Raw genomic sequence first — 20,913 nt, 5'->3', positions numbered from 1 at the left:
TGGTCACGTTTTACGATCTTATTTAGCCGTAGTGAAGACGAGTTCAGTAGCTTAACGGAGCGGATTAAGAGATGAATATTCAGTGTAAACGCGTGTATGACCCGGCAGAAAAAAGTGATGGCTATCGTGTTCTGGTCGACAGGCTGTGGCCGCGCGGGGTGAAAAAAACCGATCTTGTTTTCAATGAATGGGATAAAGCGCTGACGCCCTCATCTGATTTACGTAAGGCATTCCACGCAGATATCATCGATTTTGCTCATTTCTCCGAGCAATACCGCGCAGAACTTGCCCAGCAACAGCAGGAAGGCAAGCGACTCGCGGACATTGCCCGGCAACAGCCGTTAACGCTGCTGTATGCAGCGAAGGATACACAGCAAAACCATGCGCTGGTTCTGGCTGAGTGGTTACGTCAATTGTGACAGCGGGTTATTTGCCCGTTGCCGGATGATCTCTGCGCCAAAGCGCCCATTCATCAATAACTTCGCCACCGGGTAGTTTGCAATCCGACCTTACGCCTTGCGGTGTCTGCACCGCAACCAGCACGCCGCCCTTTTGCTCACAATATACGGATGCCGGGTTCGCCATGCCAATTTTCGGTGGTACTGGTGCTTCAGGTGATGTGGAACACCCCGCCAGCACCAAAATGCCGGGCACAACAATAGAGGCAAGTTTCATATTCACTCCTGTTAAAAACGTTACACTGGAAGAGTACCCCGACTCCCCACCTATCTCCATGTTTTACTGACGAGTTTCAATCCCATGTCTACATTTTGACCCGGATAGCGTGTTTCATCTTTCCCTCCGATGTTCTATTATGCGGGCAATACAGGACTTATCAGCATTCTGGAGTATTTGCCTCTCATGTCAGACATGATCCTTGCCCGAGTCTCACAATCATTAGCCACAGAGCAGTCTGTTGAGAGTCTGGTTCGGCAACTTCTGGAGATGCTGGAGGTAGTGACTGAGATGGAGTCGACCTATCTTACTAAGGTCGATTTAGATGCGCGTCTGCAGCATATTCTGTATGCGCGTAATAGTAAGCAAATGCAGATCCCCGAAGGGCTGTCAGTGCCGTGGGATGAGACACTCTGCAAGCGCGCAATAGACGCAAACTGTCTGTATAGCGATAACGTTCCCGCGCGTTGGCCAGAATGTACCGCCGCACGCGCGCTGGAGATCACAACCTTTCTGAGTACTCCTGTCCACCTGCCCGATGGCACGTTCTATGGCACCCTCTGCGCCACCAGTCGTCAGCAACAACCGCTTAGTGAACGAGGTGAACAGGTACTGCATCTGTTCGCGGGCCTGATAGCGCAGTCTATTCAGAAAGAATCGCTGGTTGCTCAATTACGTGAAGCGAATGCTGCGCTGATCGCCCACTCCTACACTGACGTTCTGACCGGGCTACCTAACCGTCGGGCAATATTTGAAAATATCGAAACCCTCTTCTCGCTGGCACGCCACCTGAGGCACAAAATTATTGTCGCCTATATTGATTTAGATGATTTCAAACTGATCAACGATCGTTTTGGGCACGAAGTCGGTGACCAGTTTTTGATCCAAATTGGCCAGCGTTTACGCCGTGGATGCAGTGAGAATGATATTCTTGGTCGTCTGGGCGGTGACGAATTTTTAGTCGCCAGCCTGTCAGGGGGAATCGAAATGTCGCCGTGTGTTCGTTTGCAAAGCGTGAAAAACCACTTACAGCAGCTAATTTGCGGTGACTATGACCTGGGTGATATCTGTCTGTATTATCCGGGAGCCAGTCTGGGAGTTGTAGAAATTGACCCGCTGGAGACAGACGTCAACTGTGCACTTCATCTTGCAGACAGTGCGATGTATCAGGATAAGAAACGCCAGGATAAAACCGCTTTTGTCGTACATTAAGCCCTGTTATGCTTAATCGTCTTTAAATTATTCTGGCAGATAAGCGTATGCGACTCGGTATTATTTTCCCCGTTATTATCTTCATTTCCGCTGTCGTTTTCCTGTCCTGGTTCTTTATTGGCGGCTACGCCTCACCAGGAGCATAACGATGAAAAAAACAACGCTTATTATGATTGGCGTGGCCATTATTGTCGTGCTGGGAACGGAACTGGGCTGGTGGTAATCTGACAATAAAGGCCACTTATCAGTGGCCTTTATTGTCAGTATGTTTGCTTAGCTTTTGATTTTTCTGTAGATAAACAACACCACAATCGCACCAATAACGGCTACGACGAAACTGCCAAAGTTGAACCCATCGACTTTACCAAAACCAAAGAAGGTACTGATCCAACCGCCCACTACCGCACCAACAACCCCTAAGATAATGGTCATAAAGAATCCGCCGCCATCTTTACCCGGCATAATCCATTTTGCCAAAATCCCCGCGATAAGACCGAAAATCACCCATGAAATAATGCCCATAATATCCCTCGCTTATGTTTTTAAGTTAACGATTCACTCGTTGTATAAAAGCATAGCATAGCGCTGAAAAATTAAAATTTGTGATCAATATCACCTGTTATTTTCATCTTTTTCTGATCTTTCATAAGGTTAAACCATTCGATGGCGGCATTTGCCCTGACGTAGCTCGTCATTAATGTCGAATCGTCAGTCATTCAGGTCTACTGACTCCCCCTCAGCCCCTGCCATTGCTGGGTTTCCACTTCTGGCACACTTTATGCTTAAACAGCCTGTCACTATGACAAATCGTAGTCCGCGATGCGTATCGCGTGGCTCCGCTTACAATTCGCGCTATTTCAGCATTTAACAGGTCTGTTATTGATGAAAAAAATCACCAGTGTATGCCCTTACTGTGGGGCCGGGTGCAAGCTCAAGCTTGTTGTTGAAAATAACAAAATCATCCGCGCCGAAGCCGCAGAGGGTGTAACGAACCAAAACCAGTTATGCCTGAAAGGCTACTATGGCTGGGACTTTCTTAACGACACTCGCCTTCTTACTCCCCGTCTGACTCGTCCGATGATCCGTTATGAAAAAGGTGGGAAATTCACTCCCGTTAGCTGGGATGAAGCCATTCGTTACACCGCAAAACGCTTATCCGATATCAAAAATACCTATGGTCCTCGCGCCATCATGACCACCGGATCTTCACGTGGAACAGGGAATGAGACCAACTACGTGATGCAAAAATTCGCGCGTGGTGTTCTCCATACCAATAATGTCGATTGCTGCGCCCGTGTCTGCCATGGCCCTTCCGTTGCCGGGTTACAGGAAACGTTAGGCAATGGCGCCATGAGCAATTCCATCAGCGACATTGAAAACTCAAAATGCCTGCTGATCTTTGGTTACAACTGTGCCGACTCGCACCCGATTGTGGCTCGCCGGGTCATTAAAGCTCGCCAGAACGGCGCAAAAATCATTGTCTGCGACCCACGTCGTATTGAAACTGCTCGTATCGCTGACCAACATTTGCAGTTGAAAAACGGTTGTAATATGGCGCTGGTCAACGCGTTTGGCCATGTGCTTATCGAAGAGCAACTTTACGATCGCGAGTATGTGCAAAAGCATGCGGAAGGACTGGAAACATACTGGGAAACCGTGAAGGACTATGCGCCTGAAGCCGTTGAACATTTAACGGGTGTTCCCGCACAGCAGGTTCGTCAGGCGATGCGTACTTTTGCCGCAGCGCCCTCGGCAACTGTGATGTGGGGAATGGGCGTCACCCAATTTGGTCAGGCCGTTGACGTGGTTCGTGGCTTGTCGAGCCTGGCGTTGCTGACCGGCAACCTGGGACGCCCTAACGTCGGCGTTGGGCCGGTGCGTGGGCAAAATAACGTGCAGGGCGCGTGCGATATGGGGGTGCTGCCTAACCAGTTCCCAGGGTATCAGGACGTGACCGATTTCACCGTCAGGGAGAAATTCGCCAACGCCTGGGGGATTGACGTTAATCAGATGGATGACAAGGTTGGGACGCGCATCACCGAAGTTCCGCATCTGGCTATCGAAGGCAAAATTAAAGCCTACTACATCATGGGGGAAGATCCGTTGCAAACCGAGGCCGATTTAGGTCTGGTCCGCGAAGGGTTTAACGCGCTCGATTTTATTGTCGTGCAGGATATCTTCATGACCAAGACAGCGGAAATGGCCGACGTCCTCCTGCCGGCCACCTCCTGGGGCGAACATGGCGGAGTCTTTACCTGCGCCGACCGCGGATTCCAGCGGTTTGAACAGGCGATTGAACCTACGGGGGATGTCAAACGCGACTGGGAAATCATCAGTCTGCTGGCCACCGCAATGGGCTATCCGATGCAGTATCAAAGTAACCAGCAAATCTGGGATGAGATGCGCGAGCTATGCCCGCTCTTCTACGGCGTGACTTACGAAAAAATGGGTGATATGGGTCATGTACAGTGGCCATGCCCGGAACTCGATCACCCAGGTACGCCGTATCTGTATGCACACAGCCAGTTTGATACCGCCAATGGCAAAGGTAAATTGTTTGCCGCACAGTGGCGTGCTCCTGCAGAAGTACCTGATGAAAAGTACCCAATGGTATTATGCACTGTGCGCGAAGTCGGCCACTATTCGTGCCGCTCGATGACCGGCAACTGCGCAGCATTGCAGGCCCTGGCCGATGAGCCTGGGTATGTGCAAATCAATACCCATGATGCAGAAAAATTAGGTATTCGTCATCGTGACCTGGTATGGGTCAGTTCGCGTCGTGGCAAGGTTATCAGTCGGGCTGATGTCTCTGAACGCATCAACACCGGAACGGTGTATATGACCTATCAATGGTGGATTGGCGCGTGTAATGAGTTGACCCAGGATAATCTGGACCCCATCTCGAAGACCCCGGAAACCAAATATTGTGCCGTCAATATTGAGCACATTAGCGATCAAGGATGGGCAGAGAAGTATGCCGCACAAACGTATAGCGACATGAAATCACGCCTGTGCGAGGCCATTGAGTAAGTCACCGCCCAGGCCGCCTGAGTCTGACTTCCCAGACTCAGGCTTTTTCTCGTTATTTCGCCAGCTGTGGTTCACTAAAGCGAATGGCAGCTGATTCCACCTGCTTGTCCCGCTGCATAAAACCGAGGTTCATCAGAAACAATCCCGCCATAAACGGGAGTTCATACAGCTCTTCAATGAGATCGCCGTACTGCGCATTGTGCAAAAAGATAGGGGCCAGCAGACGATGATGCTCTACCGTATCGGAGATCAAAAATGCACAGGTGGTGATCGCTAACAGCCATAGCGGCAGCGGTTCATTGCGTAAGCGACGGGCAATATCCTGGCGTAAGTGTTTTGATATCAGAACAGGCAAAATAATCATCGCAATCAATACCACTGAGATAGCTCTGAACAGGAGTTTAGGGTGCTCCGGAAAATAATCACGGCCCCAACTGGTACTGCGACCCAGCAACACCAACCACCACACAGCCGCCCAAAGCCAAAATTGTTTCTCGCCTTCCGGACGTGATAAAGGCCGGATGTAGCTGAGAGTAAAAAGCGCACCAAACAGCAGCCATAACGCCTGGCCATTCTCAATCCATCTGACGACAGTACCGTTGAGCAAAGGTAGATTCCAGTTCGCAGTGAACGGGATCGCTACGATGACCAGCCCAAGAATGAAAATGGGTAATGTTAGTCGGGTATTCAGTTTCATAAGCGAGGTTCTGTATTGTGACTGTTTCACGATCATAACCCCTGTGAATGATCCAACATTAGCAATCAATGCGGATTTCTTAAGGTATTCTTAAGAAATCTTTTTCCGGATATGTCCAGGTTTAACACGGACAAAAAAACCGCACTGCGCCATCAAAACGCAGTGCGGTTTATAAATCAAAAACGAAAATATTCAATCAGAGGCAGAGGCTAACATCTACCAGCCGCAGACTTCGTGCTCATTCTCGGTATCGTATGAACGAACCGTATTGACCAGGTCTTTAACCACTTCAGCGGCGACATCCGGAATCAACAGCGACATCGGCGTTTCAGTTTCATAATCGACAGACACGCCATTGCTGTTATTGGTGACTGTAACGGTGTAGGTTGCTTTACCCATGATTTACTCCTTGCCGGTACGCACAACTTTTCGTTGATTTGCGCTCTCCATCAACACTTCGGGCGCCACGAAAAAGTCGATATTAAAGTAGGTATCGTCGGTCATTACTTCGATGTTATGCCATTTCTCCGGTGGAAAAACGCCGAACTGACCGGCTTCGATAATCATCACCTCTTCTGGCTCCGGGCTGTGTTCATCTGCAAATCCGAGATATTTGACCGCCCCCTGCATCACAGAAAGTCGAGGATAAACCCCGGCACGGGTACCCTTATCAAGGTGGCGTTCGAAAATTCCGGCAGGTGCAGTTTCTTTGTTCCAGAACGGCGTTGAGCGTGTGTGAATATGATTCTGTGGAATTTGAAGCATTTTTCTTCCCTTTTCCAGTCGACAACCAGCGAGTCTTATTGAATCGCTGCTGTGAACAGGGTACGCTTCAAAATATATATTTAAAATACCATTTATTGGTTATAACAATCCCATTTTTCAATGAAGGGAACAGCTTAATACTGAAAGCCCGCCGTCAACAGCGGGCCAATAGCGTTACGACTGAAGCGTCGCCAGACGTGCGGCAAAACCGACAAAGATCAAGCCAATGAGGGAATTCCCAACTTTAGCCAGTTTTTTCTTCGTACGAATATACTGTGTCACAAACGCACCGGAGAAAATAAGGAAGCTCAGATAGAAAAAGCTCACTATTTCAAGCGTCATCGCCAAAATAAAGAACGACAACCCTGAGTGAGTCGCGTTGACATCAATAAACTGTACGAAGAACGATACATAAAACAGAATGGCTTTAGGATTCGTCAGACTCAAAATTAATGCACGTTTGAAAATCGCACCAAACGGAACTTCTTCTGGCGCAGCGTCGCTGGCTTTCGATTTCAGTGTGGCATACAGGATCTTCGCACCGAGATACAGCAGATAAAACGCGCCGAGATAACGAACAATATTGAACAATACGGGTGTTGTTTTGATAAGCGCAGCTACGCCAGCATAGGCCAGAAACATCAATACGGCATCACCGATAAACACACCGCTTGCTGCCAAATAACCACCCTTCACTCCACGACCGACGCTGTTCTTCAGCACAAATATCGTATTTGGCCCCGGTACCAGCACGATAAAAATAGCACCCACCAGATACGTCCAGTAATTCAGAACTCCATACTCTGCGAACACGTTAACCTCTTCCTGAAAAAACACATGCACTTGCTGCGAGACAATATGCTAACGAATGCGCCAGGGGATGGAAAGAGAAGCTTTAGAATATAGCATTCTGTTTCAGTCCGATTGCAACATCATTATTCGTTCCAGATTTGCAACGATGAAACCCACTTTTGCGCCTACCCAATGCCCCGTTTAGCCACTAATGTTTATCAGTAGATTCAGCCCGCAAGGCCCCCTCTCATCACATGGAGAAAGAAAAATGACTATTGCTTATAAACGTCTTGATAAAGATCAGGCTGCCGTACTACTGGTCGATCACCAAACGGGTTTACTTTCGCTGGTCCGTGACATCGATCCAGACAAGTTTAAAAACAACGTTCTGGCATTAGGCGATCTGGCGAAATATTTCAAACTCCCGACGATTCTGACTACCAGCTTTGAAACGGGTCCTAACGGTCCATTGGTTCCTGAGCTGAAAGAACTGTTCCCGGATGCCCCTTACATCGCACGTCCTGGCCAGATTAATGCCTGGGATAACGAAGATTTTGTTAACGCGATCAAAGCGACAGGCAAAAAACAGCTAATTATTGCCGGGGTGGTGACCGAAGTCTGCGTCGCATTCCCTGCGCTTTCTGCCATTGAAGCCGGTTTCGACGTGTTTGTGGTCACTGATGCATCCGGTACGTTTAATCCGCTGACCCGTGATTCCGCATGGAATCGTATGTCGTCTGCCGGCGTACAATTAATGACGTGGTTCGGTCTGGCCTGCGAATTACACCGTGACTGGCGCAACGATATTGAAGGGCTGGGAACGTTGTTCTCCAACCATATTCCTGACTATCGCAACCTGATGACCAGCTACAACACGCTGACATCCGGGAAATAATGTTCCTGTCAGTGTAATACACAAAAACCCGCCAACATCGGCGGGTTTTTGTGAACAGTTTCAGTCGGGATTAATGGTGCAGCATTTCATCCACCACCTCTTCTCCCTTGAGCTGATAAGGGTAATAGGTTGGCCAGTTATCCATCTCTTCAAGCAAGGCAGCCTGCGAGGTATTACCCATAAAAATATGGAAGTGGCTCGATTTACGTGGCGCAATAATGTGATCGCTGAATTGCACGTATTTCGGCGCGTCGCTGCCAGCGTCTTTACACTCGAACAGATAACGCACACCTTTCTTGCCTGACGTATAGTTCAAAATTTTATATCCGGCATAATCATACTTACACGATGCCACCTTTTTACCGGTATGAAACTCCATTACGCCGTTTTCAATACCAATAGTGTCAACATCGGTCGCGTAGCCCTTGCGGTAATAGGCTTTAACCTGCTCTGCCGTTTTGCTCTTGTCTTTCTCCGCTTTCTTTTTGAATACCGGATCCAGTTCGCCACTCACCAGATATGGATAGACAGACTGCCACATGCCATCCCAGTCGGCGAGCGTACGGTTCTGCACATTTTTGTCATCAAAAACGCCTTCTGCCGCCTTTTGTTCTATTTCGGTCATTGGTGCACCATGGGAATGGTGACCATGCGCCAGTACCTGGCTACTAACAAAAAGCATCCCCAGAACGACTGCCAATTTTTCCAAATGCATAGCCAAAATTTCACCCTCAAATCATTTGCGAGTGAAATGTTATAATATAACGTATCAATTAAATCAATAGACCAGCTGCAAGCCCTTGTCTCATTTCACGCTACAATGAGCTTGCTGGAACAAAGCTGATCAAGCAATGCCTGCTGATGGCTGATAATCAGCATAGCCAATGGCCGACGCTGACATTCTTCAAGCAGCAGCGCCCAGATATCCCTTTGAATGGAAGGATCGAGCTGGGCGGTAATTTCATCGGCAATCAGAAAACGCGTACGCGGGTCGAGCGCCCGCAGTATGGCAATTCGCGCCAGCTCACCGCCCGAAAGTTGTCCGGGACGACGCGTTAGCCACTCCGGCTTAATATGCAGTCGGGCAAGCGTTTCTGCATCTGGCCGCCATGCATCATGAACCGCATCACCGGTACTCCGTCTGGGGTTAAAGGTTAATTCCGGATGCTGCGGTACAAGCTGCACCGGGCAATATTGATGGCGCGGCAACGGTTGGTCATCAACCAGAACGTCGCCGGAGGTCGGCTTTTGCCACCCCGCAAGCACACGTCCCAGCGTTGTTTTTCCGGTTCCACTGGGTGCGCAAATCCCAATGCGCTCCCCTGGTGACAACGAGAACGAGAGATTTTGCCACAGTATTTTACCTCCCTGACGAATGAACACATCACGACAGCACAGCATACCGCTCTCCAAAAAGTTGATTTCTTTCGGGCAGCGCTCGCCATTGCCGTTTTAGATGTTCACTAATTTCACCGCGTAAAAGCTGTTCCCGGCTGACATTATCCGACACCGTTCCTTGATGCAGCGCGACAATGCGATCTGCGTGACGTGCAGCCAGAGTGAGATCATGTGTCACCAATAAAACGCCCGCGCCCCGCTCACACAGGCCGCGTAGCTGTTCCAGCAGTTGATTTGCCAGAGGCGCATCAAGCCAGGCGGTAATCTCATCAGCAAGAATATAACGAGCCTGGCTGAGCGCGGCATGACACGCCAGAATGCGTTTGGCCATTCCTCCCGAAAGCTGACGCGGGAAAGCCTCTAACACGGTGGTTTCCAGATGATGACGTTCGAGCAAGTGTTCAATTTGCCCTGCATTCCACGCCTGACCGGAAAGCTGGCTGGCTCTTCGTAAATGCTTTTCAATAGACAGCAGCGGATTCAGCGCCTGCACACCTTGCGGAACATAACTAAACGTACTGCCACGGCATGCCCTGATGTCATTGTTATCCAGCATTTTCCCATCAAGGGTGATATTGCCATGAAAGCGCAAATTTTCCGGCAACAGATCGAGTAAGCATTGCAGCAGCAGGCTCTTACCCTCACCACTGCCTCCCACTAACGCCACCATCTGGCCCGGCGCAACATCAAAAGAGACATCCTGCAGCAACGAGGACCATTTTTTTGCGCCGTACCAGCGATAACGCGCCACTTCCAGCGAAATCTGTCGCAAACTCAACATGCATCACCTCTCAACCATAAACGATGTACCGCCCGGGCAAGTTGATCAAATAGCATCACAAGGAGAAATAGCATCAGCCCTGGAAACAGCACCAGCCACCAGTCGCCATGACTGATAAACCGCAGCGCATCTGCCAGCAACAGTCCCAGCGAAGGTTCGTGGGGTGCCAGCCCGAAGCCAAGGAAACTTAACGCTGCACTGTGCAATACCGCATGAGGGAACATCAGCAACGTTCCCGTTAACCACTGGGGCAATAGCGCAGGTAAATAGTGATGCCGCCAGCAGTAAAAGTGGCCATGCCCCAGTCGCCAGGTGAGTGTCAGGTAATCACTGTGGGCAACGCGTTCCGCTTCAGCACGTAAAATCAATGCCAGCCGCGGCCAGTGTGTGAGCGCAACCGCCATAATCACCCCGCTTTTCCCGCCGCCCAAGGTAAAACAGATCAAAATCAGCAGCAGAAGGTGCGGCATGGACAACATCGCATCGGTGATCAGACGCATGACGACATCCAGGCGTGGGTGCAGACGGGAAATCGCCGCCATCAGTAACGCAATGAATCCGCTGCACAGCGCCGCGCCAATACCGATTTGCAGGCTGGTTAGCGCCCCCTGAAAGCAACGAACCCACAGGTCGCGCCCCAGATTGTCGGTACCAAACCAGTACAGCGCATCAGGCGGAAGATGACGCACAAGAAGATTCACGTTCAACGGATTATCCAGCATAGCTGCGCCATATACTGCAATAAATAACAGGCCGCTCACGGATAGCAGAAGACGAACAAGCGTCGGCGTCGGGTTATAGAGCATCAGGTCGCTCCAGCGCGCGATTCAGAACATGGACAAACCAGGCAGAGAGAGAGTTACCAATAAACACCAGCACGGTACTGAACAAGACAATCCCCATCAGTAACGGCAGGTCACCGCGTAATCCGGCATCGATGGTAGCCTGCCCCAGCCCCGGATAGGCAAAAACTTTCTCAGCCAGCAACGCACCGCCCAACAGTTCGCCCAACGAGGCAAACTGTAGACATAGCGCTGGCGTGATGGCGTGTCGCAGAACCTGGTGACGCAACAGCGACCACCCCTTGTCACCCTGCGAACGCGCAAAACGAACAAATTCGCTTTTCATCACGCTGGCGATACTTTCCCGCGTGTGCAACGTAATTTGCCCCAGCCCCAGCAGGCTAAGTGCGCAAACAGGGAGAACCAAATGGCGCAGACGTTCAGTCAGCGTTGCCATATCGCTGTTATTTCCCGGTTCCCACGCACAACAGACCGGGAACAGCGGCCAGCGTACCGCAAATACTGCCAACAGCAGCATGCCAATCCAAAAGGTCGGTAAGGAAGAAAGCAGATAGCTAAGTCGGCAGATGGCTTTATCCGGCCAACGGTTCAGGTAGCGGCCGGCAACAAACCCCATTGTCGTTCCCAATAAACCGGAAACCAGCCACGCACCGCTCAGCAGCGCAAACGAGGTCGCAAACCGCTCCTTAATCACGCTGGCAACAGGGGCATTAAACAACATCGAGTAACCAAGGTCGCCCTGTAGCACGCGTAAGAACCAGTGGAAAAAACGCTCCCACAGGGGTTGATCCAGGCCCCAACGAGCAGCAATACGTGCATATTGCTCCGGCGGAACATGCAGCAAATCGTTGCCAATATAGGCCCGGATTGGATCGACCGGCGAAAAGCTGAGCAAAATGAAAGTGCCAGCCGCGACCAGCACTAACAACACTATCAGCCGTAATACATGGCCTAAAACAGACTTCATCAACGGCAGGTCCAGGTCCATTCGTCCAGATTATTGAGCAGTGACCAGCTACCGTGAATTTCCGGTGCACCTTTGCCCAGATCGATGCACGGATTCGCCAGATAGGTGTGCTGAATATTCAGCAGCCATGCCCATGCGGCATCCCCTTGTACGCCTGCGCCTTGTTTACCATCCCACTCAACCTGTTGCCAGAAAGGCAACGCTTTTTGCCAGTCTGGTGCATCAATGGCCTGCTTGAGATGTTGCTCGACCACCGGATTGCTGTAGTAGCCCGGGTTGTAATACTCCACACCCGCCGCCTGCCCGCTGTAGTGATGGAAAAGCTCCATCGGATCCAGGCTCCCCCAGCCGAACAACGTAGGATTAGCATGCATATGACGTTCGACGGTTTCCCAGCTACCCGACTGCAGCGAAATCTGAATACCCACTGGCTCCAGCATCGCACGTACGGCCTCGGCTAAATCCCGGCGCGTACTGTCGCCGCTGGCGTACCACAACGTCAGACGCGCCTCTTTACCGTCTTTCACCCGTACGCCGTCTTTGCCCACTTTCCAGCCGGCCTGATCCAGAATCGTCCGGGCTTTTTCAGCGTCGCCATCTTTGAATGCCACCGAAGTCCCCTGCCATGGCAACCCCTGAACCGCGCTATACGCGGGGATCGCATGCCCCTCCATAACCTGCCCGGCAAGCTGCTTACGGTCAATGGCGTAATTGATCGCACGCCTGATAGCAATATCGGCTGTAATATCGTTCCCAACCGGATAACCATTAGCATCTTTCTTCCCAGCCGGAACCATTGGGAAAACAATACCGCGGTTTTCTACACTGTCGCGAACCCACAGTTTTAAATTCTGCTGTGCGGGCGCCACCGCCATCGACGGCGCAATACGTACCAGTCCCAGTTGGCCACTACGCGCTGCGGCGTATGCGTTATCCTCATCGAGGAATACAAACACAAGCCGGTTGAAATCATTCTTCTTACCGGCATACCACGGGTTTGCTTCCACGATCAGTTGCTGCCCAGGTTGAAAGCTCACCAGGCGGTAAGGACCTGCGCCAATCGGATTTTTGGCAAATGTTTTTTCGTCATACTGTTTTGCCGGAACAATACCTAACGAACCGAGCACGTTCACAAAAGTGCTCTGCGGATGGCTAAGCGTAATTTCTGCCGTGCGGTTGTCTATCACGCGGGCATGGGTGAAATTCCCCATGTCAATTTTCCCACCACTTTTTGCGGCTTTGTTATAGGTGAAGACCACATCTTCAGCCGTTAGCGGCGAACCATCAGAGAATTTGAGATCGGGCTTAAGCGTCAGCGTCCAGGTTTTGCCGTCGGCACTGGTCACCACTTTTTCCGTCAGCAGGTTTCCCCAGCTCATATCCGCATTTTGCTTTAACACAGGTGCATGCAACAACAGATAGCTGCCATGACTCCAGCCCAACATCGGGTCAAATCCCTCCGTCGGCTCGGGCCCAATGGCCAGTTTTAACGTCTGGCCTTCGTCTGCATTTTTCGCAGCGAGGAGTGGTGAGGTTAATGCGAGAGTCAGTGCGCACGTCAGCAGTGCCAGCTTGCCTTTAATCATTCTCTTATCCAGATTTACGTTATTTTTATCGCGTTTAACGAACAATTTACGTTAGACGGTCTCCTGGGGAAGGGATTATGGCGGACAGCAATGTCGAAAAAAATGATGCAGCGCAGAAAAGTATGACGATTTTTAAAAAACATCATACGACTTTCTAATACCCGGTACTTTCACCTCTCACTTCGCTGAAGTGCCTAAGCAAAATCACCGTATTTACTCGCCTTTATATTAAATAAGAAGCAATAGTTACAGGAAAAACTATTCACCAGCTTCGGTTTTTACCTACCTCAAATTCATGACAATTTATGTATATTTATTAAAGAAAGACACAGTAAGTGACAAGTTATGTAAATATATAATGATAATTATTTGTATTATCATTTTCATCAATTATCTTACTGCCTTTGAATTTTTAACAAAGGAAGTTTGACTATGCGTTTAAAACCTGTTGCCTCTGTCGTTCTGTCCTGTATAGGGTTTACCAGCCCCTTTGTCTTCGCTGAAGACGTGATGGTAGTAACCGCTTCTGGTTACGAAAAAAAGATCACCAATGCGGCTGCCAGCGTTTCCGTTATTTCACAGCAAGAGTTACAAACCAATAAATATAACGATTTAGGTGAAGCTCTGCGTTCTGTGGAAGGTGTGGATGTCGAAAGTAGCACGGGTAAAACCGGCGGTCTGGAAATTAGCATCCGTGGTATGCCCGCCAGCTATACCCTGCTCTTGATTGACGGTATCCGTCAAAATGGTAGCAGCGACGTGACACCGAATGGCTTTTCAGCTATGAATACCAGCTTTATGCCTCCACTGGCGGCAATCGACCATATTGAAGTGATCCGCGGTCCGATGTCGACGTTATACGGTTCCGATGCCATTGGCGGCGTTGTCAATATCATCACCAAAAAGAGCACCGATAAATGGAGCACGTCCATTAATACCGGCGTTAACCTGCAAGAAAGTAATAAATGGGGTAACAGCACTGTCGCCAACTTCTGGTCAAGCGGCCCATTGATCGCCGGTGTACTGGATATGCAAGTTCGCGGCAGCACCACGCAGCGTCAAGGCTCCAGTGTCACTTCGCTGAGCGATACCTCTTCCACCCGCGTGCCGTATCCTACGGAATCTGAGAATTACAATATCGGCACTCGCCTGGACTGGAAAACCAGTGACAGCAATACGTTGTGGCTAGATCTCGATTCCGCCAGACAACGCTACGATAACGATGATGGACAGCTTGGCAATCTGACCGGCGGATATGATAAGACGCTGCGTTATGAGCGTAACAAAGTGACGCTCGGCCACGATACCGCATTAACATTTGGTACCTGGAAATCCTCTGTAGGCTGGAATGAAACCGAGAACAAAGGCCGCCAGTTGGTCTCCTCGGCACTGACACCAGAGAACGCGAGCCGGGCCGGCGACGCACGTGAACTGAAGAACACCAACGTTATTTTGGATTCCATGCTGCTGACGCCGTTAGGTGACTCGCACCTGTTGACTCTCGGGGGAGAATACTGGGATGCCCGCATGAAGGACGGTGTCGTGCTGGCCAATACCGGCGAGACATTCCACCAGAAAACATGGTCGGCCTATGCTGAAGATGAATGGCATATCCTCGATTCTCTGGCCTTAACCGTGGGGACTCGCTATGAACATAATGACGTCTTTGGCGGGCACCTCAGCCCACGTGCCTATATGGTCTGGGACGTATCCGATGAGTGGACCCTCAAAGGCGGCATCACAACGGGTTATAAAGCGCCATCGCTCAGCCAACTTCATAATGGCATCAGTGGCGTAACGGCACAGGGGACGGTCAATACCGTCGGGAACCCGAACCTTAAACCTGAAGAAAGTACCAGTTACGAAACCGGGCTTTACTATGAGAATGACGCTGGGCTGAACGCCAACGTCACGGGTTTCTATACTGAATACAAAAATAAAATCGTTTCGTATTCTATCGATGATAATACCAACAGCTACACCAACAGCGGTAAAGCAAGAACCGATGGTATCGAGTTTGCCAGTACATTCCCGCTATGGTCGGACTCGCTGAGTTTATCTCTCAACTACACCTATACCCAGAGCAAGCAAAAAGATGGCGAGAATAAAGGCGCGCCACTGAGTTATACCCCGAAACACATGGCGAACGCCCGTCTGAACTGGCAGGCAACGGAAGATATGAACGCCTGGCTGAGCGCTCGCTACCGCGGTAAGGCTCCACGCTATACGGAGAATTACGACAACCTCAGCGCCGTCCAAAAGGCGGTGTATGACGACAAAGGTGCAAATTTAAAAGCCTGGACCGTTCTGGACATGGGGATGTCTTATAAACTGACCAAAGAACTGACGCTGAATACGGCGGTGAACAACGTGCTGGATAAAGACTTTAGTGACGTCACGCTGTATCAGGTTGGCCGCAATAGTACTTATGCAGGCGACTACTATCAGACTGCACAATCCACGACCGGATACGTCAACCCGGGCCGTAACTACTGGGTATCCTTAAACTACCAGTTCTAGTTTTGCTTACCTCTGTTGGCCAGGCTATAACTGATAGCCTGGCCGCTATCAGCGTGTATTCGTAAGCGGATTGTCAGTATTGCGCATACGTAAGGAGAGACAATGCCCTTTTCAACCACTGAGCGTCAGGCACTTCTGTCATTAAAAGGCGTTGGCCCCAAAGTCATCGAGCGGCTTGAGCAACTTGGTTTCCACTCGCTTGCCGATCTTAAAAACTCTACTGTCGACGATATTACCCAGCAAGCGGCGTCAATGGTCGGCTCGACATGCTGGAAAAACAGTCCGCAAGCGAAAGCGGCAATTGCCAACGTCTTAGCGCTGGCAAGTACGTTGTCGTTACGCTGATTTAGCATATCGCCAGGGCACGAGGAACGGGCGTTATTTAACCGTTTCTGATTTTCCCATTGATACCCGGCTGCGGTTTACCAAACAGATACCCTTGCGCGAAATCGCAGCCCAAAGCCTGAAGGCTCGCCAGCTGTTCCTCTGTTTCGACACCTTCTGCAACAGCTTTCATATTCAGCGATTTCGCCATACCAGTAATAAGCCTGATGATATTAAGGGCGTCTTCCTGCGTAGATATCGAATGCACAAAGGACTTGTCTATTTTGATTTTATCGAAAGCAAGCCGACTCAGTCGCGAAAGAGAAGAGTATCCGGTACCAAAATCATCGATGGAGATTTTTACCCCCAGAGCTCTGAGCTTGTTAAGCGTATTCATCGGCGTATTGCTCTCCGTAAAGAGAGAGGATTCCGTCACTTCCAGCTCGAGACGGTCTGCCGGAAGTCCGGTTTCTTTCAGAATGGACAGCACGATTCCGGCAAAGGCCTTGCTGCTTAGCTGGACAGGTGAAACATTGACTGAAATTTTAACCGGTACGGTCCAGGACGCTGCTTCCCTGCATGCAATTTCAAGCACAGATTTTCCCATCTCGTTAATCATTCCTGTTTTTTCTGCAACAGGAATAAAACTATCCGGCGACAGAAGCCCTTTTAGAGGATGTATCCAACGAATAAGGGCTTCATAGCTGTAAATTTCCTGGCTGAAAGAATCGACAATAGGCTGATAATAAACCACGAATTCTTTATTCACTATGGCCATTGCCATATCATGCTCAAGAGTTCTGCTTTCTTGCAGCTTTTCTAACATCCGCTGTCGGAAGACTTTTATTTTACCCGAGCCTTCATTTTTCGCTTCATAAAGCGCCAGATCGGCAAATTTATAAAGATAGTCGGAACGGCGTTCAGTTTCAGAGATAACAATACCAACACAAGTGGTTATATTTATAATTGCGTTATAAATAGTGTAGGGTTGGTTGATAAAATCACATATTTTTTGGGCTCGGGAAACAGCATGACTCTCTGTCAGACCGCTCGAAAGAAAAGCAAACTCATCGCCGCCTAAACGATATAGCGTGTCGGAACCCTGGCTCATAGAAATCAAACGATGGGATATCTGACGTAATAACATATCACCGGCATCATGGCCATACGTATCATTTACCTCTTTGAATCGATCTAAATCGAACAACATCACCGTCACAGAGTCATTGTTTTTTTCTGCCATCTCGATGGTTTTATTTAAATCCCCCCAGAACAACTGGCGATTGTTCATCTCGGTGAGAGAGTCGTGATAGACGTCATACTCCAGTTTTGCATTCTGGATCTGCAGTTTTTCTTTAGATTCCTGAAGTTCCTCAGCAAGGCACTTAACCTGGAGATGTGCTCTCAAAATGTTTCTGTTCTGAAAAAAAATCAGAACCCCCAGTATCGCACTCAATATTATAAGCAATACTGAAATAGCTGAATAAATATAATACAGGGTTTGAATGTTAATATTTGTATTATTAATCGAGCTAACATCTTTATCTAACGCACCGGATGAAAGACGGGCTAGCGGTGCATCAAGCGCATGCATTTCTTTCAGGTATGCCTTGAGTTCTGAACGATTCATTTTCTCAAGATGAACATCCAGATAATTAAGCATTTTTTCAAGCTGTATAGCCAGTTCATAATGCGCTTGATTGCTCTCTATATAATGCCCTAAATCACCTTCCTTTATTAAATCGCTCTGGCTGAGCATAATATCGAGACGCAGGCGCACAGCATCGAGCGTCATCGTATCATCACTAATGTAGAGACCAAGCCACGATTCAAATCGGTAATATTCTGATACCATTTGAACAGCAGACCATGAGTCGGTGTAGTGAGTCAGTTTCTGTAGTTCTTGTTGTCTTTCGTGCACAAGAAAAGATATATATCCGGTAGATATAAAAAGGAAGAATATAATGCCAGCCAGTATTCTGTTCATGATGGTCCTCTGAACCCCTACTCAATTTTCATTGAGCTGACCTGCCATGCTGACCTTGAATAAAAAATCTGATTATTCAGTTCAGGAATGCTGTCATAGGGATACACGATGAATAGTGGGCCTTTATCACGGATGCGCATATATTCTCCGTTGATTTTTAGAGCAAGAATAACATTATATTTTTTGAAATCACTGAGTGGGATAACGGTGGTGTAGTCATTGAGCGCAGTGACTTTAACAACAGAACCTTTTGCCCCGACATAATCCATGAGCTTTTGCAGCGAGATACCCGTAAAGGTAGTGCGTCCATTATACCAGGGTGAGGAGGTCTGGAAACTTACCGTGCCCAGATTCTCGAGACTGGCGATATCAAAAATGGCTTTCCCGTCTTCATTGGTATTTTCTATATTACCGGATACTGTTAAAAGGACTTTACCGACAGGTTTGGAAAGTTCACCGGCCCAGACCTGGGTAGTGACGACAAAGCTTAACAACATGACAATTAACCGCATTCTAACCTCACCAATCTATCGAATGTAAGAGAATTATAATTTAGTTATTATGCTATTTACACATGCTGCCCAGCGATTATTGATACTGTAAGCTTCCCCATCTTTTAGCCCATTAAAATCAAAGAGTTAATCTAAATTTATTTTTTGACATTGCTTAAAAAAGGCCATTACTGTTATTTGCGACACAGTAAATTTCGCTACCACCGTACAAAAAATAAGCTACCTGTTTAAGTAGTAAAAATAAACACACATAAATATAAAGGTCTATTTTTTCAGGCAACAGCAGGATATTGTTTTTCCGGCAGAGGGTTTCACGCCTCTCATCGAATGAGTGCTGTGCAATGAATCACCAGAACCTGGTTTTGCAGCTCATCTATAAAAAATATGATTGCTTGTCGGGTCGAGATATCCTGGCAAGAACCGCGTCATTGAGCTTACAGACCAGACGTAAATATCAATTTGTGTTCGCCAACACTAATCACAAATACCATGAGAGTAAAAAATACAAATCTGGCGTAGAGCCCCGGCAGGTTTAAAGCGGTTTTAATCGCCACCGAATTCCATTGAAAAAAAACGGGAACCACCCGGTTCCCGTTCTCACACAACCCAGAATCTGGATTACATGTTTTCGATGATCGCGTCACCAAACTCTGAACATTTCAGCAGCTTAGCGCCATCCATCAGACGTTCGAAGTCATAGGTTACGGTTTTCGCGTTAATCGCGCCTTCCATACCTTTAACGATCAGGTCAGCCGCTTCGACCCAACCCATGTGACGCAGCATCATTTCTGCAGACAGGATGATGGAACCTGGGTTCACTTTATCCTGGCCTGCGTACTTCGGTGCAGTACCGTGGGTTGCTTCAAACAGCGCACATTCGTCACCAATGTTGGCACCCGGTGCGATACCAATACCGCCAACCTGTGCTGCCAGCGCATCGGAGATGTAGTCACCGTTCAGGTTCATACACGCGATAACATCGTACTCAGCGGGACGCAGCAGGATCTGTTGCAGGAACGCATCGGCGATAACGTCCTTAACCACGATCTCTTTACCAGTTTTCGGGTTCTTGATTTTAACCCACGGACCGCCATCAATCAGTTCACCACCGAACTCTTCACGCGCCAACTGGTAACCCCAGTCTTTGAACGCGCCTTCGGTGAATTTCATAATGTTACCTTTATGAACCAGGGTAACAGAATCACGATCGTTAGCGATGGCGTACTCAATCGCTGCACGAACCAGACGCTTGGTCCCTTCTTCGGAACACGGCTTGATACCGATACCGCAATGTTCCGGGAAGCGGATTTTCTTCACGCCCATCTCTTCGCGCAGGAATTTAATCACTTTCTCAGCATCAGCGGAGTCCGCTTTCCACTCAATCCCCGCATAGATATCTTCTGAGTTTTCACGGAAGATGACCATGTCGGTCAGTTCTGGGTGTTTAACCGGGCTAGGCGTACCCTGGTAATAACGCACCGGACGCAGGCAGACATACAGGTCAAGTTCCTGACGCAGGGCAACGTTCAGAGAGCGAATACCGCCGCCAACTGGAGTGGTCAGTGGGCCTTTGATGGCAACACGATATTCACGAATAAGATCAAGGGTTTCAGCAGGCAGCCAGACGTCCTGGCCATAAACCTGAGTGGATTTCTCACCGGTGTAGATTTCCATCCAGGAGATTTTACGCTCGCCTTTATAGGCTTTCTCGACAGCAGCATCGACAACTTTGATCATCGGTGGGGTTACATCAACGCCGATACCGTCTCCTTCAATGAACGGGATAATCGGATTTTCAGGAACGTTGAGTTTGCCGTTTTGCAGGGTGATCTTCTTACCTTCCGCCGGAACAACTACTTTGCTTTCCATTCACCTCTCCTTCGAGCGCTTCTGGTTCTGCTCGTCTGTCATCGCGCTGCATGTGCGTTTGCGTCCTGCTGCACGAATGCGTTAGAGCAATTTTTTGTTA

Annotated in this window: 23 protein-coding genes; 8 read left to right on the top strand and 15 right to left on the bottom strand. The window is 49.0% G+C overall.

Annotated elements, in window-relative coordinates:
• The first annotated feature begins 71 nt into the window (after positions 1-71).
• Positions 72-419: a DUF488 domain-containing protein gene (locus AL515_RS10980; protein ID WP_061067749.1), complete on the top strand. Its 348-nt coding sequence runs from the start codon at positions 72-74 to the stop codon at positions 417-419.
• Between the two features lie 7 nt (positions 420-426).
• Here AL515_RS10980 and AL515_RS10975 read toward each other — a convergent pair whose 3' ends face one another.
• Complete coding sequence (locus AL515_RS10975; protein ID WP_005120367.1) at positions 427-675, bottom strand: putative hemolysin; 249 nt, start codon at positions 673-675, stop codon at positions 427-429.
• Between the two features lie 186 nt (positions 676-861).
• Between AL515_RS10975 and AL515_RS10970 the strand changes: the two genes are divergently transcribed.
• The 3 genes from AL515_RS10970 to yoaJ are packed head-to-tail and all read left to right on the top strand — an operon-like array spanning position 862 to position 2,110.
• Positions 862-1,887 carry a sensor domain-containing diguanylate cyclase gene (locus AL515_RS10970; protein ID WP_061067748.1) on the top strand — a complete coding sequence of 342 codons (1,026 nt, stop codon included), beginning with the start codon at positions 862-864 and terminating at the stop codon, positions 1,885-1,887.
• A gap of 47 nt (positions 1,888-1,934) precedes the next feature.
• On the top strand, positions 1,935-2,033 hold the full coding sequence (locus AL515_RS10965) for a YoaK family small membrane protein (RefSeq protein ID WP_086523648.1): 99 nt from the start codon (positions 1,935-1,937) through the stop codon (positions 2,031-2,033).
• Between the two features lie 2 nt (positions 2,034-2,035).
• Positions 2,036-2,110 (top strand): protein YoaJ, encoded by a 75-nt coding sequence (gene yoaJ, locus AL515_RS10960; RefSeq protein ID WP_099530266.1) that lies wholly within the window; start codon positions 2,036-2,038, stop codon positions 2,108-2,110.
• Between the two features lie 50 nt (positions 2,111-2,160).
• On the opposite strand, the gene AL515_RS10955 is transcribed toward yoaJ, so the two are convergent.
• Positions 2,161-2,409 (bottom strand): GlsB/YeaQ/YmgE family stress response membrane protein, encoded by a 249-nt coding sequence (locus tag AL515_RS10955; RefSeq protein WP_005120370.1) that lies wholly within the window; start codon positions 2,407-2,409, stop codon positions 2,161-2,163.
• 360 nt (positions 2,410-2,769) lie between these two features.
• Between AL515_RS10955 and fdhF the strand changes: the two genes are divergently transcribed.
• Positions 2,770-4,917 carry a formate dehydrogenase subunit alpha gene (gene fdhF, locus AL515_RS10950; protein ID WP_048212596.1) on the top strand — a complete coding sequence of 716 codons (2,148 nt, stop codon included), beginning with the start codon at positions 2,770-2,772 and terminating at the stop codon, positions 4,915-4,917.
• Positions 4,918-4,969: 52 nt separating this feature from the next.
• On the opposite strand, the gene AL515_RS10945 is transcribed toward fdhF, so the two are convergent.
• The 4 genes from AL515_RS10945 to leuE form a co-directional block, all read right to left on the bottom strand.
• Positions 4,970-5,614 (bottom strand): hypothetical protein, encoded by a 645-nt coding sequence (locus AL515_RS10945; RefSeq protein WP_061068820.1) that lies wholly within the window; start codon positions 5,612-5,614, stop codon positions 4,970-4,972.
• Positions 5,615-5,830: 216 nt separating this feature from the next.
• Positions 5,831-6,013, bottom strand: a complete 183-nt coding sequence (locus AL515_RS10940) for a DUF1869 domain-containing protein (RefSeq protein WP_048211936.1) — start codon at positions 6,011-6,013, stop codon at positions 5,831-5,833.
• Positions 6,014-6,016: 3 nt separating this feature from the next.
• Positions 6,017-6,379, bottom strand: a complete 363-nt coding sequence (gene yeaR, locus AL515_RS10935; protein WP_045441926.1) for a DUF1971 domain-containing protein YeaR — start codon at positions 6,377-6,379, stop codon at positions 6,017-6,019.
• A 174-nt stretch (positions 6,380-6,553) separates the two neighbouring features.
• A complete protein-coding gene (gene leuE, locus AL515_RS10930; protein ID WP_048212597.1) occupies positions 6,554-7,192 on the bottom strand; it encodes a leucine efflux protein LeuE in 639 nt (212 codons plus the stop codon).
• A gap of 247 nt (positions 7,193-7,439) precedes the next feature.
• Between leuE and ycaC the strand changes: the two genes are divergently transcribed.
• The gene (ycaC, locus tag AL515_RS10925) at positions 7,440-8,066 is read left to right on the top strand and encodes an isochorismate family cysteine hydrolase YcaC (RefSeq protein ID WP_005120379.1); all 627 of its coding nucleotides are present in this window, start codon (positions 7,440-7,442) and stop codon (positions 8,064-8,066) included.
• 70 nt (positions 8,067-8,136) lie between these two features.
• Here the strand turns inward: ycaC and zinT are convergent, their stop codons facing one another.
• The 6 genes from zinT to AL515_RS10895 form a co-directional block, all read right to left on the bottom strand.
• Entirely contained in the window at positions 8,137-8,781 is a 645-nt protein-coding gene (gene zinT / locus AL515_RS10920) for a metal-binding protein ZinT (RefSeq protein WP_161958604.1), read from the bottom strand.
• A gap of 95 nt (positions 8,782-8,876) precedes the next feature.
• The gene (locus AL515_RS10915; protein ID WP_048211938.1) at positions 8,877-9,467 is read right to left on the bottom strand and encodes an ATP-binding cassette domain-containing protein; all 591 of its coding nucleotides are present in this window, start codon (positions 9,465-9,467) and stop codon (positions 8,877-8,879) included.
• A complete protein-coding gene (locus AL515_RS10910) occupies positions 9,451-10,245 on the bottom strand; it encodes an ATP-binding cassette domain-containing protein (protein ID WP_061067747.1) in 795 nt (264 codons plus the stop codon). The genes AL515_RS10915 and AL515_RS10910 overlap by 17 nt, the downstream gene beginning before the upstream one ends.
• Positions 10,239-11,051 (bottom strand): ABC transporter permease, encoded by an 813-nt coding sequence (locus AL515_RS10905; protein WP_061067746.1) that lies wholly within the window; start codon positions 11,049-11,051, stop codon positions 10,239-10,241. The genes AL515_RS10910 and AL515_RS10905 overlap by 7 nt, the downstream gene beginning before the upstream one ends.
• Positions 11,041-12,015 (bottom strand): ABC transporter permease, encoded by a 975-nt coding sequence (locus AL515_RS10900; protein WP_061068819.1) that lies wholly within the window; start codon positions 12,013-12,015, stop codon positions 11,041-11,043. Before AL515_RS10900 ends, AL515_RS10905 begins: the two co-directional genes overlap by 11 nt.
• On the bottom strand, positions 12,015-13,601 hold the full coding sequence (locus tag AL515_RS10895; RefSeq protein WP_061067745.1) for an ABC transporter substrate-binding protein: 1,587 nt from the start codon (positions 13,599-13,601) through the stop codon (positions 12,015-12,017). The genes AL515_RS10900 and AL515_RS10895 overlap by 1 nt, the downstream gene beginning before the upstream one ends.
• A 432-nt stretch (positions 13,602-14,033) precedes the next feature.
• Between AL515_RS10895 and AL515_RS10890 the strand changes: the two genes are divergently transcribed.
• Together AL515_RS10890 and AL515_RS10885 are read left to right on the top strand one after the other, a co-directional pair.
• Positions 14,034-16,121, top strand: a complete 2,088-nt coding sequence (locus tag AL515_RS10890; protein ID WP_061067744.1) for a TonB-dependent receptor — start codon at positions 14,034-14,036, stop codon at positions 16,119-16,121.
• A gap of 102 nt (positions 16,122-16,223) precedes the next feature.
• Positions 16,224-16,466 carry a helix-hairpin-helix domain-containing protein gene (locus AL515_RS10885; RefSeq protein WP_048211943.1) on the top strand — a complete coding sequence of 81 codons (243 nt, stop codon included), beginning with the start codon at positions 16,224-16,226 and terminating at the stop codon, positions 16,464-16,466.
• A gap of 37 nt (positions 16,467-16,503) precedes the next feature.
• Here AL515_RS10885 and AL515_RS10880 read toward each other — a convergent pair whose 3' ends face one another.
• From AL515_RS10880 to icd, 3 genes are all read right to left on the bottom strand, one after another.
• On the bottom strand, positions 16,504-18,432 hold the full coding sequence (locus tag AL515_RS10880) for a putative bifunctional diguanylate cyclase/phosphodiesterase (protein ID WP_048211944.1): 1,929 nt from the start codon (positions 18,430-18,432) through the stop codon (positions 16,504-16,506).
• Positions 18,433-18,449: 17 nt separating this feature from the next.
• Positions 18,450-18,944 carry a molybdopterin-dependent oxidoreductase gene (locus AL515_RS10875; RefSeq protein WP_048211945.1) on the bottom strand — a complete coding sequence of 165 codons (495 nt, stop codon included), beginning with the start codon at positions 18,942-18,944 and terminating at the stop codon, positions 18,450-18,452.
• A gap of 618 nt (positions 18,945-19,562) precedes the next feature.
• Entirely contained in the window at positions 19,563-20,813 is a 1,251-nt protein-coding gene (gene icd, locus AL515_RS10870; protein ID WP_003030769.1) for an NADP-dependent isocitrate dehydrogenase, read from the bottom strand.
• Between the last annotated feature and the right edge of the window lie 100 nt (positions 20,814-20,913).

Origin of the sequence: Citrobacter sp. FDAARGOS_156 (assembly GCF_001559235.2) — a bacterium.
GTDB classification, from domain to species: Bacteria; Pseudomonadota; Gammaproteobacteria; order Enterobacterales; family Enterobacteriaceae; genus Citrobacter; species Citrobacter youngae.
Note: the sequence above shows the minus strand (reverse complement) of the source record. Positions and strands in the feature narration are given on the sequence as shown.